The organism is Actinacidiphila yeochonensis CN732, from assembly GCF_000745345.1.
In the GTDB taxonomy this organism is placed as follows: domain Bacteria; phylum Actinomycetota; class Actinomycetes; order Streptomycetales; family Streptomycetaceae; genus Actinacidiphila; species Actinacidiphila yeochonensis.
This window is the reverse complement of the sequence record NZ_JQNR01000005.1, coordinates 771898-787764: the sequence shown is the minus strand read 5'-3', so window position 1 is coordinate 787764 and position 15867 is coordinate 771898. Positions and strand designations below refer to the sequence as shown.

The following is a 15867-nucleotide window of genomic DNA, read 5'->3' as shown; positions in this document are numbered from 1 at the left end:
TCACCTGCGGTCCACCCCCTCCGGCCTGTGACGCGCGCCACTTATGGATCGATCTTTCTGGAAGTCCTTGACGGGCCCCGGGGGGTGGAGTGATTGTTCTGGTATGAACAATCCACAACTCGGGCGGGACGGTTCCGCCGTCCAGCCCCCGCTGCGCCGCACCACCGTGCTGCTGCTGGCGGTCGTCTGTGGCGCAGCGGTGGCCAACATCTACTACGCGCAGCCGCTGCTGCCAGTCATCTCCCGCGCGTTGGGGGTCTCGGAGGGTGCGGGCGGGCTGGTCGTCACCGCTTCCCAGATCGGTTACGCCGTCTCGCTGGCGCTGCTCGTGCCGCTGGGCGACGTGCTCGAACGGCGCCGACTGGTGAGCGTGCTCCTCGGTCTGAGCGCCCTCGCCCTCGTCGGAGCCGCCGTGTCGCCCTCGCTGGGCCCGCTGTACGTCGCGGCCGCGCTGGTCGGCGTGACCTCCGCCGTCTCGCAGATCGTGGTACCGATGGCCGCGTCGCTGGCCTCCGACCACAATCGCGGGTCGGTGGTGGGCACGGTGATGAGCGGGCTGCTCGTCGGCATCATGCTCGCGCGTACCGTCGCCGGAGTCCTCGCCCAGTACGGCAGCTGGCGGCTGGTGTTCGTCTTCGCGGCGGTCCTGATGGTGGCGCTGGCGGTCATCCTGCGGGTGGTCCTGCGCCCGGTGCCGCCGACGGTGACCACCCCCTACCCCCAACTGCTGCGCTCGGTGCTGACGCTGGTGCGGACCGAGTCGCTGCTGCGCCGGCGCATGGGCCTGGCCGCGGTCGGCATGGGCTGCTTCACCATCCTGTGGACCGCGTCGTCCTTCCTGCTCGCCGGCCCGCGCTACGGATTCGGCCCCGCCGTCATCGGCCTGTTCGGCCTGGCCGGAGTGGCCGGAGCCGCCGGAGCGGTGGTGGCCGGCCGGCTGGCGGACCGCGGCCGCGGCCGTCAGCTGGCGACCGGCGGACTCGTCCTGCTGACGGCCAGCTGGGGCGTGCTCGCCATCGCCGGCACCGGCGGCGCGGGCGGCGTGATCGCGCTGATCGTCGGCATCATGGCGCTCAACCTCGCCCAGCAGACCCTGCTGATCAGCCACCAGAGCGCCCTCTACCGCCGGGTCCCGCACGCGCGCAGCCGGGTGACCACGGCCCTCATGGTCGCCTCGTTCGCCGGGAGCACCGTCTCCTCCGCGCTGGCGTCGACGCTGTACTCGCTCGTCGGCTGGGGAGGCGTGTGCGCGCTCGGTGCCGTGGTCGCGCTGGTCGGCGTCGGGATCTGGGTGCTCGAACTCCGCAGCCCCAGCCCCCAGGAACCGCTCGCCGACCCGTCGGCCGACGAGAGCGTCCGCACCCCCGCGGACGAGCCCCCCGCGGACGGGACTTCCGCCCACGGGTCCGACGTCCGCGAGACCGCCGCCCACGGGACCGCCATCGGCGGGACCACAACCGGCGAGACCCCTGCGGGCGCCGACCGGGAGAACCCGTCTTCGAAGGAGACCGCTCGTGCCTGAGATCCACCGCGTGGCAATCCTGGACGACTACCAGCAGGCCGCCCACCGGTACGCCGACTGGAGCGCCCTGCCCGACGGCGCCCGCCTCACCGTCTTCACCGAGCACCTGGGCGGCCCGGCGGAGGTGGTCGCCGCGCTGCGGCCGTTCGACGTCGTCGTGGCCATGCGTGAACGCACCGCCTTCCCGGCCGAGGTGCTCGACGCGCTGCCGAACCTGCGCCTGCTGGTCACCACCGGCCAGAGCAACGCGGCCATCGACCTGGACGCCGCCGCGCGCGGGGGAATCGTGGTGTCGGGTACGCGGGCGGCAGGGCTGACCCCGACAGCCGAGCTCACCTGGGGCCTGATCCACGCCCTGGCCCGCTCCATCCCCGCCGAGGACTCCGGCCTGCGCGGCGGCGCCTGGCAGCAGACCGTCGGACGCGACCTGCACGGGGCCCGCCTCGGAGTCATCGGGCTGGGGAACGTGGGAAGCCGCGTGGCCCAGGTCGGGCTCGCGTTCGGCATGGACGTCGTCGCCTGGAGCGCCCACCTCGACGTCCAGCACGCGCAGGCCCTGGGCGTCGCCCCCGTCGGCAAGCGGGAACTGCTCGCCACCTCGGACGTGGTGACGCTCCACCTCCAGCTCTCGCCGCGCACCGCCGGGCTCATCGGGCCGGACGAACTCGCCCTCATGCGGCCGGACGCGCTCCTGGTCAACACCTCGCGGGCCCGCCTGGTCGACGAGCCGGCGCTGCGCGCCGCCCTGGAAGCCGGGCGCCTGGGCGGAGCCGCTCTGGACGTCCACTGGACCGAACCGCTGCCTGCCGCCTCCGCCTGGCGGGACGTGCCGCGGACGGTGCTCACCCCGCATCTCGGCTACGTCAGCGCCGGGACCTACGAGACCTTCTACCGCGACGCGCTCGACGACGTCCTCGCCCACGCCGCGGGCACCCCGATACGCGTCATCACGCGGTGACCACGCCGCATCCCCACCCCCACCTCCACTCCCATCCCCACCCCCACCCCCACCCATCGGAACAAGACCGGAGAAGCCAACTCCCCATGGCCACGTACCCGCCGACCACCACAGGCACCCCTCGGGAAGACGGCACCGACCCCTCGGGGTACCGGATGCCGGGCCCCTGGACCCGTACCGTCGGGGAGCTCACCCTGAGCTACCTTCCCGACGCCGGCGTCCACATGATCCCCACGCGCGTCTACCCCGCCACCGAGGACGGACACTGGACGCCGCACCGTCCGCACATGACGGACAGGGGCCATCTGGCCATGAGCTGCGGCGCGCTGCTGGTCGAGCGCCGCGGCACCCGCCTGCTCCTCGACGCCGGCCACGGCCGCATCTCGGGCGAGGAGCTGGAGCACTTCCAGCACCGCTTCGACCACGTGCAGGACCTGCCCGACGGTCTGGCGCGCCTCGGCGTCGACCCGGCGACCCTGGAGACGGTCGCCTTCACCCACCTGCACGACGACCACACCGGCTGGGCCCGGCCCGACGCGGTCGACGACCCGCGCAGCTTCTTCCCCCACGCACGGTGGATCGTCGGGGAGGGCGAACTGGAGGGCCTGGACCCGGCGGCCGGCCCGCGGCTCGCCGGACAGGGCGAGCGGACCACCGCCGTGGCCGACGGGACGGAGATCGCCGAGGGCGTCCGCGCCTGGGCCCTGCCCGGACACACCACCGGGCACACGGCCTGGATCCTCGACACCGGCGACGGCCGCCGGATCGTGGCCTTCGGCGACGCCATGCACTCACCCGTCCAGGTCGAGCACCCCGACTGGGACGTCGTCCTCGACCAGGACCGCGCCGAGGCCGAGCGCTCGCGCCGCCGACTCGTCGAACTCCTCTCCCAGGACGGGGTCTTCGGCTACGGCGTCCACTTCGCGGACCAGCAGCTCGGAACCGTCGACGGCTCCGGCCGCTGGCGCCCCTGGAACGACGCGACGGACGCGCGGTGAGCCCTCGGCCCGCCCGCCGGTCAGCCCGCCTGACCACCACATCCACCACATCCGCCACCATCACCACGGAGAACTGAGATGGGAACGAACCAGCCCGCGGAAGCGGCAGGCACCTTCACCCTCGGCGGCGACCTCCCCGTCGTCCGCCTCGGCTTCGGCACGATGCAGCTGACCGGCCCTGGGATCTGGGGCGACCCGAAGGACCCGGAGGAGGCCGTCCGCGTCCTGCGCCGCGCCGTCGACCTCGGCGTCAACCTCATCGACACGGCCGACTCCTACGGCCCCGTCGTCGCCGAACCGCTCATCAGGAAGGCCCTGCACCCCTACCCGGACGACCTCGTCATCGCCACCAAGGCCGGGCTGACCCGGCAGGGCCCCGACCGGTGGCTCCCGGTGGGCCGGCCCGAGTACCTGCGCCAGCAGGCCGAGATGAGCCTGCGCCACCTGGGCCTGGAGCGTATCGACCTCTTCCAGCTCCACCGGATCGATCCCCAGGTGCCCCTGGAGGAGCAGCTCGGTGAGCTGCGGCTCCTCCAGCAGGAGGGCAAGATCCGGCACATCGGACTGTCCGAGGTCTCCGTCGAGGACCTCCGGAGGGCGACGGAGAGCACCTCCATCGTGTCGGTGCAGAACCTCTTCAACCTCGCCGACCGCAAGTCCGAGCCCTTGCTGGAGTACGCGACGGACCACGGCATCGGCTTCATCCCCTGGTTCCCGCTGGCCACCGGCAAGCTGTCGCGGCCCGACGGCCCGCTCGACGGCCTGGCACGACGCCTCGGCGCCACCCCGTCGCAGCTCGCCCTGGCCTGGCTGCTGAAGCGCTCGCCGGCCGTGCTGCCGATCCCGGGGACCTCGTCCGTCGCGCACCTGGAGGAGAACCTCGAAGCCGCCGGCCTCGACCTGTCGGACGCCGACGCCGACGCTCTGGCCCAGGCCGCCTGACACCGGGCGGGCTCGGCGAGCTACGGAGCTGAGCCACCAGCGGTGCCGTTTCGGCGCGGAGCGCTTCGGTGGCGCCGGGCCGAGGGAGTAGTTGGTGGCGGTCGGCCGAGTCCGAGAGGCGACGCTCCTCCACCGTCGTCCCGGGCCGAACACGCCGGGAAACAGCCTCCGCCATCTCGCCGAGCCCATGCGGCATGGTCCCCACGGCCTTCGTCGGCCCCCGCAGACGTGGTGACTTCGCGAGATCTCGGATACTCAACGTGACAAAGGTGCTCCGGTTGTGCGCGATGTCACGCAACAGTACGCCGCTATTTCGGGTCTTGTGCGGCCCGGGATGATAGGTACGCGTTGGGGGGTCTTCGGGGATGCCCCATGTGCTGTGCGCTGATCCCGCCCGGAGGTGCCCCTGTGATGTCCGATCGGTACACGAGCGGTCCCGGCCCCGCGCAAGAAGAGGGAGACGGCCGTCACGCGCACGGCAAGCTGCAGAAGGTTCTCGGCGAGTGGCGTGACTCGCTCCTCGACCTCGGCGGGCGCAACCGGCTGCTGAACTTCCGCCACACCAGGACCGCCACCCTGGAGATCGCTGCGCCCGGATACGCGCCGGTCCTGGAACGCCTCGGGCGGGGGTGGCAGTTCGCACCTGTCCGCGAGCCTGGCAGCGGGGGCGCTGTGGACCTGCGCAAGGAGACCGTGCAGCCCGCCTCCACAGCGGAGACAGGCACGCAGGGCCTCGTCACGCAGAAGGTCAAGCAGGCGTCGCTGGACGCGGCGCTCCGTACGCTGCGCAGCCGTACCGCGCAGACGTTCAACGACTACGGCCTCTGGGTGCTGTGGCTGGGAGTCGGGATGATCAACTGGCGCGAGCCCGGCGCGCAGGAGGTGAGCGCCGCGCCTCTCCTCCTCGTCCCTGTCGAGTTGCGCCGGGACGGCGGCGGCCACCTTCGGCTGCACGTCGCCGAAGGCCAGGAGCGCACCCTGAACGCCGCGTTGGCGGTGAAGGCGACCCGGATGGGCCTGGACTGGACACCCGTCGCGGAGGCCGATCCGGCAGACGCCCAGGCCGTTCTGGCGGCGGCCCGCCGGGTGGCCGCCAGGCAGGAGGGCTGGTCGGTCGAGGAGCGCGTGGTGCTGGCGCTCTTCGCCTCGTACAAGGAGGCCATGTACCAGGACCTCTTCAACAACGAGGAGCTGATCGCGGCCCACCCCCTGGTGCGCGCCGTGGCGCTCGGCCCTGACGCCGGACTGCCCGAGGGAGCTCTTGACTTCGAGCCTCCGGCGCTCGATCGGATCGACGAGATCCAACTGCCCGAAAGCACACCCCTGGTACTGGACGCCGACGCCTCGCAGCGCCAGAGCGTGGCCGCCGCGCTGGACGGACGCTCGTTCGTGGTGAGCGGGCCGCCCGGAACGGGCAAGAGCCAGACGATCACCAACATGATCGCCGCGCTCATGCACGCGGGACGGACCGTCCTGTTCGTCAGTGAGAAGGCCGCGGCACTCGATGTGGTGCGCAACCGCCTGGGTTCCGTGGGCCTGGGGGACTTCGTCCTGGCGCTGCACAGCGGCGACACCTCGAAAAAGGCCGTGGCGACTGAGCTGCACCGGGTGCTCTCCACCGAGGTGCGCAGCACGGGTGCCGCGCACCACGAGCTTGACCAGGCACGTCGGCTGCGCGAGGAGCTGACGGGATACGCGGCGGCGATGAACCAGCCTCGCGAGCCCCTTGGCCGTACCCTGCACGATGTCCTGGGCGCCCTTTCCCTCCTCGACCGCGCTGGCACACCGCAGTTGACCGTGCGCCGGGCCCGGGGAGCCTCGGAGCGGGAGCTGACCGAGGCGACCCTCCTCGACCTGACCACCGCTGCCGGCGTTGTCGGACGCGCGTGGCGGCCGGTCGCGGAGGGGGACACGTTCGTGTGGCGCGGCCTGGAGGGGGATTCGCCTGTCGCCACCGTGGAGGAAGCGGACGACACGCTCCACGCGCTGCGGAAGGCAGTCGAGCGGCGCCCCTTCACCGACGGCGCCGAGCCGCGCACCGTTCCGGAGCTGCTGCGTGTCGTCGCCTCCCTCCGCGAAGGACTCCCGGAGAAGGACCGCGTCGCCTCCGCCGACACCGTGCGCGGGCCCTCGCTGCCCGAGGACGTGACCGCCGGCCTCGCGCAGCTCGCCGACCTCCTCGGCGCCCGCAAGCCGGAGACGCCGACTGACGCGCACGCACTGCTCGCGCTGGCCGACCTGACCGGCGTGCCCAACCGTCCGGCGGACGGCTGGTTCGACCCGGTGGGGCTGAAGAACGCCCATGCTGCGGCCGAGCGGATACGGGTGCTGCTGGACGAGGAAGCGCGCGCACGGGCCGCGGCGTCGGATGCTTTCGGCGAGCAGGTCCTCACAGCGCCGCAGCTGCCCGAACTCGTAAGACGGTTCGCTGAGGAGCACCGGGGGCTCACCGCCCGTTTCTCGGGCGTCTACAAGGCGGACCGGCAGGCGGTAGTGCTGCTCACGCGGGACGGTGTGTGGCACAAGAGTCTGCCCGGGCGGCTGGAGCAGGCGCTCACGTGGCAGAAGGCCGCGGCCGAGGTGGCGCGTCACATCAACGGTAGCGCCCCCTTGCTGGGGCGTTACACCCCGCGGACGAATGAGGACCTCGGCGCGCTCGACGAGGCGCTCGCCGTGGCGGACCGCGTCGCCGCGCTCGGCCGCCAGGTGGAGCGCCGTGACGTGCTCGCGGCGCTCCTGGCGGACGGCGCCGAGCCGGACACCCTGCCCGGCCTGCTGACCGAGAGTGTGCGCGCCGCGTTCGCCCAGTGGTGCCGAGCCGCGGAACAGCGCGCCGCGAACTGGACGTCCGCCGCGGACAGCGTCCTCGACCTCTTCGGCGCCACCCGGCGGGGACAGCTCTCCGCTGCGGTTCGCGGTACGTTCGAGCAGGCCCGGCAAGCCGTGGACCTGCTCCTGGCCGACCCGCGAGGGCCGGAGGAGTGGCGGGCGTACCAGGACGGCGTGGCGGTGTTCGCGCGCCACGGCGTGGCGGAGCTCGTGCCGCTGGCCGCCGAGCGCGGTGTCGCTCCCGAACTGCTCCCGTCCGCAGTCGAGTACACCCTCCTCCGCGCGTGGGCCGACCACCAGTTGGCAGCCGACTCCCGGCTGCGCTCGACGCGCTCCGCCGAACTGGACATTCGAGTCGCTGACTTCCAGACGGCCGACCGGCGCCTGATCGCGGCCGCGGGCGGCGCCGTGGTCGAGGCGTGCAACAAGCGCCGGCCGAGGAACCTCGGTGTGGGCGCCGCCGCGGTCATCAAGCGCCAGGCCGAGCTGCAACGGCGGCACATGCCTGTGCGCGAGCTCCTCGCCCGGACCAAGGACGTGGTCCACCGCATCAAGCCGTGCTTCATGATGAGTCCGCTCACGGTGAGCCAGTTCCTCCCTTCGGACTTCACCTTCGACGTGGTGATCTTCGACGAGGCCTCCCAGGTGCGGCCGGCGGACGCCGTGAACTGCGTCTACCGCGGCCGCAGCCTCATCGTCGCCGGCGACGAGAAGCAGCTGCCCCCGACGTCGTTCTTCGACTCCTCGGTGGAGGAAGACAGCGAGGACTACGACGAGGACACACCGGATTCGTTCGAGTCGCTCCTCCAGGCGTGCAAGGCCGGCGCGCTGCGCGAGTTGCCCCTGCGCTGGCACTACCGCAGCCGTCACGAGGATCTGATCACCTTCAGCAACCGCTCCTTCTACGGCAACTCCATGGTGACCTTCCCCGGTGCCACGGACGAGGGCAACGACGTCGGGGTCGCCTACTTCCTCGCCGACGGCGTCTACGACCGCGGCGGCCGCCGGGACAACCGGAAGGAGGCGGCACTCGTCGCGGAGCGGGTCATCCACCACTTCGACACCCGTCCCGGACGGACGCTCGGTGTCGTGGCCCTCTCGCAGGCCCAGGCGGCGGCCATCGACCAGGAGGTTCAGCAGGCGCGGTTGATGCGCCCCGACCTCGACCACTGCTTCACCGAGGACCGTCTCGGCGGCTTCTTCGTCAAGAACCTGGAGTCGGTGCAGGGCGACGAGCGCGATGTGATGATCATGTCGATCGGCTACGGCCCGGACGAACACGGCCGGCTCGGACTCAACTTCGGGCCGATCAACAAGGAGGCGGGGTGGCGGCGCCTCAACGTCGCCGTCACCCGGGCGCGTTACCGCATGGAGGTCATCGCCTCCTTCTCGGCAGGCAGCCTCGGGGAGAGCACCAACCCCAGTGTCCAGCACCTCAAGCGGTATCTGGAGTACGCGCAGAAGGGCCCCGCGTCGCTGGCTCTCGACATGGTGCAGCCCGACGCCGAACCGGAGAGTCCCTTCGAGGTCTCCGTCCTCGACGTGCTCCGGGAATGGGGCTACGAGGTACGGCCTCAGGTGGGCGTCGCGGGCTACCGCATCGACCTCGGCCTACGGCACCCGACAGTCCCGGGTTCCTACGCTCTCGGCATCGAGTGCGACGGCGCGATGTACCACTCCTCCCAGGCGGCCCGCGACCGCGACCGGTTGCGCGAGGAGGTCCTCGTCGGCCTGGGCTGGACACTGCACCGTATCTGGGGGACGGACTGGTACCGCGACCGCACGGCGGCTGAGCAGCGGCTGCGCGACGCCGTCGAGCGGGCGGTGGCGGTCGACCCGCGCACGGCCTGGGCGGGTCAGGCGCCCGCCGCCCCCGCGGCGCCCGTGCCAGCAGCTGCCGAACCGGCTCCCGCGGCGGAGCGCGTCCTGATCGACACCGCCCCGGAACGGCCGTGGAGCGCTGCTTACGAGGTCTGCCTGCTGGAAGTCAACCCGAGGCACGAGCTGCACACCGCCGAAGCCCGTCCCACCTTGCGCAAGCTGCTCACCCGGGTGATCGAGACGGAGGGCCCCGTCCACGAGGAGCTGCTCGTGCTGCGGGTCCGCGAGGCGTGGGGCGTCGGGCGCGCTGGTGCCCGTATCCGCGACAACATCCACCAGGTCGTCCGCTCTTTGGTCGAGGCGGGGCTCGTCGTCGCGGACGGAGACTTCCTCGACGCCGTCGGTCGACAGGTGCTGCGCGCGCGCCGTCCCGCGGCCGACGTGACGCGCAAGTGCGCGCATCTTCCGGCAACCGAGCGCCGACTCGCCCTGCGGGAGCTCACCGCGGAGTCCCCGGGCATGTCCCGCGACGAGCTCGTCCGTCAGACCAGTGACTACTTCGGCTGGAAGCGGCTGGGCCCGGACATCCGGTCGGCCCTGGACGCGGACATAGCCGCGCTGCTCGCACAGGGCGCCCTCATCGAGACTGCCGGCGGCTTCGCGCTGCCACCGCGGTCCGCCGAATGACTGAACGGGGCGTCCGGCCGCCGGCTCGGTGCCGCTGGCCGGGCGCTCCGCTGAACCGCTGACCGGGCCGGGGCGGGGCTCGTCGAGCTGGCTCGGGCGGGTCTCGCGACGTTCCGAACGCGCCCGTGAGGGTCATCGCTGGTGGAACGATGGGGATGATCGACACACCTCGGGGAGAGGCACGCGTGCACGCTCAGGAGACCACGTTCACGAAGCTCGTCCAGGGCGAGAAGCAATACCAAGTTCCCTTGTACCAGCGTACGTACAGCTGGGAGCGGGAGCAGCTCCAGCAGCTCTGGTACGACGTACAGGAGTTGGTCGAGGAGCATTCCGAAGGCCGTTCCCCTGCAGCGCACTTCCTCGGCTCGGTCGTCCTGGCGCCCGGTCGGATCACGGCGGGCGGGATGCAGCGTTGGCTCGTGGTCGACGGGCAGCAGAGGCTGACCACCCTCATGCTCGCGTTCACCGCCCTGCGTGACCGCCACCGTGCCCGCGGAGCGGAACAGAAGGCCGACCGCATCCACGACCTGGTACTCGTCAACAAGTACCGGAGCGGTGAGGACCACTACCGCCTCCTGCCGACGCAGGCGGACCGCGACGCGTTCATCGCCTGCGTCGAGACCTCACCCAAGGCGGGCGGCCCCGGCAACGTAGGCGCCGCCTACCGCTTCTTCCTGACGGTGCTGACCGAGGGCGAGGAGAGCGGGGGCGAGGCATGGACGGACGCAGTGGAGACCGTTCTCAGCGATCTGCTGTCGATCGTCGAGATCACCGCGGCCGAGGCCGACAACGTCTACCGGATCTTCGAGTCGATCAACAACACCGGTGTGGGGCTCAGCCAGAGCGATCTGCTGCGCAACTACGTCTTCATGTGTCTGCGGACCCGCGGCGAGTCGGTCTACCGCAACCTCTGGCTGCCCATGCAGGAGCTTCTCGGCCCCGCCAACCTCGAACTGCTGGTGTGGCTCGACCTGATCGTGGCCGGCAACAGCCGCGCCAAGCAGAGCGAGATCTACCGCGACCAGAAGAGACGCCTGGAACCCATCAGCACGGACGAGGCGGCACTCGAGAACGAGATCGCGGCCCTCGCTCGACGCGCCGAGCGTCTCGTCCGCATCCTGCGGCCCGAGCGGGAACTGGACCCGGATCTGCGCGAGGTCCTGGAGCGGCTGTCGCGCTGGGGAGGCCAGACGCACTATCCCCTGGCTCTCCACCTGCTCGACCGTGTGGACACCGGTCAGGCCACGGCTCGCCAGGCCGCCCAGGCGCTCATCTACGCCGAGAGCTACATGGTGCGGAGGCTGTTGGCCGGCCTCTCCACGATGGGCAGCAACAGGGTGTTCATGGAGATCGCCAAGGAACTGGAGAAGGACGACGACCCCGCGGAGGCAGTGCGCCGCTTCCTGTCGAAGAACAGGACCGGCGCCCGAGCCTGGCCCGATGACGACGCCGTCCGCGAGGCGATCCGCGCCCGGCCCTTCTACAAGGCGGGGCGCGGCACCCAGCGTTTCCAGGTGCTGCGCAGGCTGGAGGAGAGCTACGGGGGCAGCGAACCGGTCGACTACGCCAAGGCGCACCTCACGGTCGAGCACGTTCTGCCGCAGCGCCCCGCCCACCAGTGGCTGGACCTGCTCGCTGAGGAGGCCGAGGACGGACAGACCCCGGAAGAGCTCCACACCTCGCTGGTGCACACGCTCGGCAACCTCACGCTGTCGGCGGACAACGCGAAGCTGTCCAACCATCCGTTCCGCCGCAAGCAGGAGATCCTGGACTCCAGCGCCCTGCGCATGAACCAGGCCATCGCCGGACGGGAGCGGTGGGGACGGGCAGAGATCCTGGATCGCGCCGACGACCTTGCCGCGCGGGCGGTACGGCTGTGGCCCGGACCGGTCGCCGGGACAGTCCCCGCCGACGACGAGTGGACCGGCTGGAAGGAACTGCGCGCCGCCCTCCTCGCGATGCCGGCCGGCACCTGGACGACGTACGGCGATGTCGCGGCGCTCATCGGCACCCACGCGATGCCGGTCGGCCAGCATCTGGCGGCCAAGGCCGGAGTGCACGGCGCCTATCGGGTGCTGACGGCGGACGGCCGCGTTGCGCCGGGCTTCCGGTGGCCCGCCGGAACGGAGTCAGGGGACGCCCGCACGCGCCTGGAAGCGGAGGGCGTTCCCTTCGACGCGGCCGGCCGAGCCCGGCGTTCGCACCGGCTGACCAGCGCCGACCTCGCGGCCCTCCTGGGCAGGGATCTCGACGAGGAGTCCGCGCCGCCCACTCCGGGGGACGGCGCGGGGCAGCAGTCGGCGGCGGCCCGCTTCGAGACGCAGCTGCGCGACAACCAGACCGCGGAGAGCGTGAACGGTGTCCTGAGCGCGTTGCGCTTCTGGGAGGGGCAGGGCGGTGACCTCGCCTACGGCCGTGCAAACGAGACGAGTTGCTTCCCTACCGCGCCGTTGGACGGTGCACCTGGTCTCCGCACGACCTGGCCTCTGGGCATCTACCCGGTGTCCGGGACCGTGGAGGTCGTCTTCCAGTACTTGAAGCGGCGGCCGCCCTTCGACGACGAGGCGCTGCGGCGCGAGCTGCTGGACCGGCTCAACGCCATCGACGGCATCGGCCTCGCGGAGGCCAAACTGGACCTGCGCCCGTCCTTCCCGCTGGAGGTCTTCGCGGAGCACGGCGAGGAGCTGCGCGCGGTGCTGGAATGGTTCGCGCATACGGTCGCCCTGACCAACCGCCGGTAGGTGGCGGAGGCGGAAAACGCCGGCTCGCTCTGACCCCTGCGCGTCGGGCACGTGCGCGGCCCGTGGATTCCAGCCCGATACTGGCCACGGGTGCGGGAAGCCGGCGCCCGCGCCGTGCCGACGCGGGCGGATAGCCTTGGGCAGCTGAGGGTGCGTGCGTCGTCCGGGAGGACCTCGGGCCGCCGGAGGTCACAGGTTCCAGGAGTGGGTGCGGTGGCGAGGGTCCAGGTTTCGGCGGTGAGCTCTGCTGCCGGCTCGGGTGGCTCGGACGACGTCCTGCCGTCCGGCTCGGCCGTCGTGGACCGGGACCGGCTGCTCGCGGCGTTGCCGCGGCTGGCCGCGGGGGAGGCGGTGTTCCTTCCGGCGGACCCGCCCCGGCTGGGCCGGGTGGCGTTCTGGGCGCCCGACGGCGAGCCGCCGGACATCGGGGTGGAACCGGAGGAGCTCACGGTGGTCCGCCCGCACGGGTCGTCCGTGCGCCGGGCGCGGGTGCCGGCCGTGCTGGTGCCGGTGGAGCAGGCGATGGCGCTGCTGACCCGCTGCCGGGCACTCGGCGCGGGCGGCGGCGGTCGGGCGTCGGGTGGCGAGGGTGGGGCGTCAGGGGGCGGCGGTCGGGCGTCGGCCAGTACGGCGTTCTGGGGTGCGGCGGCGGTGCTGGGCCTGAACCTGCTGGCCCGGGGCCGCGTGCTGCCCGGAGTGTCGCCGGAGGGCTTCGACGCGTGGCGGGTGGGCCCGCTCGACGTCGCGGATCAGGAACGGCTGGCCTCCCTCGCCGCCGCCATGCCGCCCGAGGCCCGTTCCGTCGCGGTGCCCGGCCTCTCGCCGCTCACCCTTCCACTGGCCGAGCCGCTGCTGCGGGCGTTCCTGGACGCCGTCGCCGACTCCCTCACCCGTACCCCCGCCGCCCGCCACCTGGCAGGCGGACCCGCCTTCGCGGCCCGCGCGCCGCAGCCCGTACCGGAGCAGCGCGCCTGGGCGGCCGAGGTCGCCGCCGGCCGGGACGCGGGCCTCCAGGTCTCGCTGCGGCTGGAGTTCGACGGGGAGTTCGACGGGGAGTCCGACGGGGAGGACGCGTTGCGGGCCGTCGTCCAGCTGCGCAGCCTGGCCGATCCGACGGTGCTCGCCGACGCCGCGGACCTGTGGGCCGGAAGGGCCGCCGCGCCCGAACTGTTCGGCCCGCGGGCCCGCGTGGACACCCTGCTCACCTTGCGCCGGGCCGCGCGTGCCTGGCCGCCGGCCGCCCGACTGCTGGACGCGGCCGCGCCGACCGGCCTGGAGCTGTCCGGCGACGAGGCCCTGGCGCTGCTGGGCGACGCGGCCGAGAGCCTCAGCGGGGCCGGAGTGGCCGTCCACTGGCCCAAGGAGCTGGTGCGCGGCCTGACCGCGTCCGGGGTCCTGGAACCCGCCCGCAAGGGGACGACGTCCTCGGCCGCGTCCTTCCTCGGCTCCGACAGCCTGCTGGACTTCCGCTGGCGCGTCGCGCTCGGGGACCAGGAACTCACCCCGGAGGAGCTGGAACGGCTGGTCGAGACGCACCAGCCGGTCGTGCGGCTGCGCGACCAGTGGGTGGTCGTGGACCCCGAACTGGTGCGCCGCCTGCGCCGGGCCGCCCGGTCCGGGAAGCGGTCGCTGACCGCGATCGACGCGCTGGGCGCCGCGCTGACCGGCAGCGTCGAGGTGGACGGCGAACAGGTCGCGGTCACCGCCGGCGGCGTACTGGAGGAGGTCCGCGCCCGGATCGCGGACCCCGAGGCATGCGCCGCACGCGAACCCAAGGGACCGCCGAAGGCCCTCGCGGCGACCCTGCGCGACTACCAGCTGCGCGGCCTGAACTGGCTGCACCGGATGACCTCGCTCGGCCTGGGCGGCTGCCTCGCGGACGACATGGGCCTGGGCAAGACCGTGACGCTGATCGCCCTCCACCTGCGACGCCAGGAACGGAAGGCCACCAAGGGCCCGACCCTGGTGGTCTGCCCCGCCTCCCTGCTGGGCAACTGGGAGCGCGAGATCCGGCGCTTCGCCCCCACCGCCTCCGTACGCCGCTTCCACGGCCCCGGCCGCGACCTGGCCGGCCTCGACGGCGGGGGCGGTCGAGACGGCGGAGACGGGGGCGGTCGAGACGGCGGAGACGGCGGAGACGGAAGTGGGGTCGACGACGGAAGCGGCGGCGACTTCGTCCTGACCACGTACGGCACCCTGCGCCGCGACGTCGAACGCCTCGCTGAGCAGCCCTGGGGCCTGCTCGTCGCCGACGAGGCCCAGCACGTCAAGAACCCGCACGCGCACACCGCCCAGGCGCTGCGCCGGATTCCCTCCCGGGCACGGGTCGCGCTGACCGGAACCCCGGTGGAGAACAACCTGTCCGAACTCTGGTCCCTGCTCGACTGGACCACTCCCGGACTGCTCGGCACCCTGACGTCCTTCCGGGACCGCTACGCCAAGGCCGTCGAAGGCGACCGGGACGAGCCGACCGCCCGCCGACTGGCCGCGCTGATCCGCCCCTTCCTGCTCCGGCGCCGCAAGTCCGACCCCGGTATCGCCCCCGAACTCCCGCCCAAGACCGAGACCGACCGGCCGGTGTCGCTGACGAAGGAGCAGGTCTCCCTCTACGAGGCGCTGGTCCGTGAGCTGATGGCGGAGATCGCGGGGACGGACGGCATGGCCCGGCGCGGGCTGGTGATGAAGCTGCTCACCGGCCTGAAGCAGGTGTGCAACCACCCCGCGCAGTACCTGAAGGAGCCGGGGGACGCGCGGCTGCCGGGCCGGTCGGGGAAGCTGGAGCTGCTGGACGAACTCCTCGACACCGTCCTCGCCGAGGACGGCTCGGTCCTGGTCTTCACCCAGTACGTGGCGATGGGCCGGCTGATCGAACGCCGCCTGGCGGAGCGGGGCGTGGAGACCCTGTTCCTCCACGGAGGCACTCCGGTCGGCCGCCGCGAGGAGATGGTCGACGCCTTCCAGGCCGGTGAGAAACGTGTGTTCCTGCTGTCCCTGAAGGCGGCCGGAACCGGCCTGAACCTGACCCGCGCCGGTCACGTCGTCCACTACGACCGCTGGTGGAACCCGGCGGTGGAGGACCAGGCCACCGACCGCGCCTACCGGATCGGCCAGACCCAGCCCGTCCAGGTGCACAAGCTGATCGCGGAGGGGACGGTGGAGGAGAAGGTCGCCGACATGCTCCGGCAGAAGCGGGAACTGGCCGACTCGGTCCTCGGCTCGGGCGAGGCGGCGTTCAGCGAGCTGAGCGACGGCGAACTGGCCGAACTGGTCACCCTGCGCGGGACGCGGCGATGACCCGGCCGACGGGGAAGCGCGCTTCCGCACGGCAGAAGACCGTCCTCACCTTCGACGCTCCCGCCCGCCAAGGGC

General features: G+C 72.4%; 7 protein-coding genes. All 7 read left to right on the top strand.

All coding sequences use genetic code 11. The features are described 5' to 3' along the window. Window positions 1-103: 103 nt before the first annotated feature. Window positions 104-1522, top strand: coding sequence for an MFS transporter (locus tag BS72_RS15235; protein ID WP_063836080.1), 1419 nt, complete (start codon window positions 104-106; stop codon window positions 1520-1522). After that, window positions 1515-2480, top strand: a complete 966-nt coding sequence (locus tag BS72_RS15230) for a D-2-hydroxyacid dehydrogenase family protein (RefSeq protein WP_232792412.1) — start codon at window positions 1515-1517, stop codon at window positions 2478-2480. Before BS72_RS15235 ends, BS72_RS15230 begins: the two co-directional genes overlap by 8 nt. 86 nt (window positions 2481-2566) lie before the next feature. Continuing rightward, window positions 2567-3478, top strand: a complete 912-nt coding sequence (locus tag BS72_RS15225) for an MBL fold metallo-hydrolase (protein ID WP_051951130.1) — start codon at window positions 2567-2569, stop codon at window positions 3476-3478. Between the two features lie 78 nt (window positions 3479-3556). Next, a complete protein-coding gene (locus BS72_RS15220) occupies window positions 3557-4420 on the top strand; it encodes an aldo/keto reductase (RefSeq protein ID WP_037911099.1) in 864 nt (287 codons plus the stop codon). A 411-nt stretch (window positions 4421-4831) separates the two neighbouring features. Further along, window positions 4832-9757, top strand: coding sequence for a DUF3320 domain-containing protein (locus BS72_RS15215; protein ID WP_051951129.1), 4926 nt, complete (start codon window positions 4832-4834; stop codon window positions 9755-9757). Window positions 9758-9942: 185 nt separating this feature from the next. After that, entirely contained in the window at window positions 9943-12498 is a 2556-nt protein-coding gene (locus tag BS72_RS15210) for a GmrSD restriction endonuclease domain-containing protein (protein ID WP_037911097.1), read from the top strand. Between the two features lie 297 nt (window positions 12499-12795). Then, window positions 12796-15792 carry a DEAD/DEAH box helicase gene (locus BS72_RS15205; RefSeq protein WP_232792616.1) on the top strand — a complete coding sequence of 999 codons (2997 nt, stop codon included), beginning with the start codon at window positions 12796-12798 and terminating at the stop codon, window positions 15790-15792. Window positions 15793-15867 lie beyond the last annotated feature (75 nt).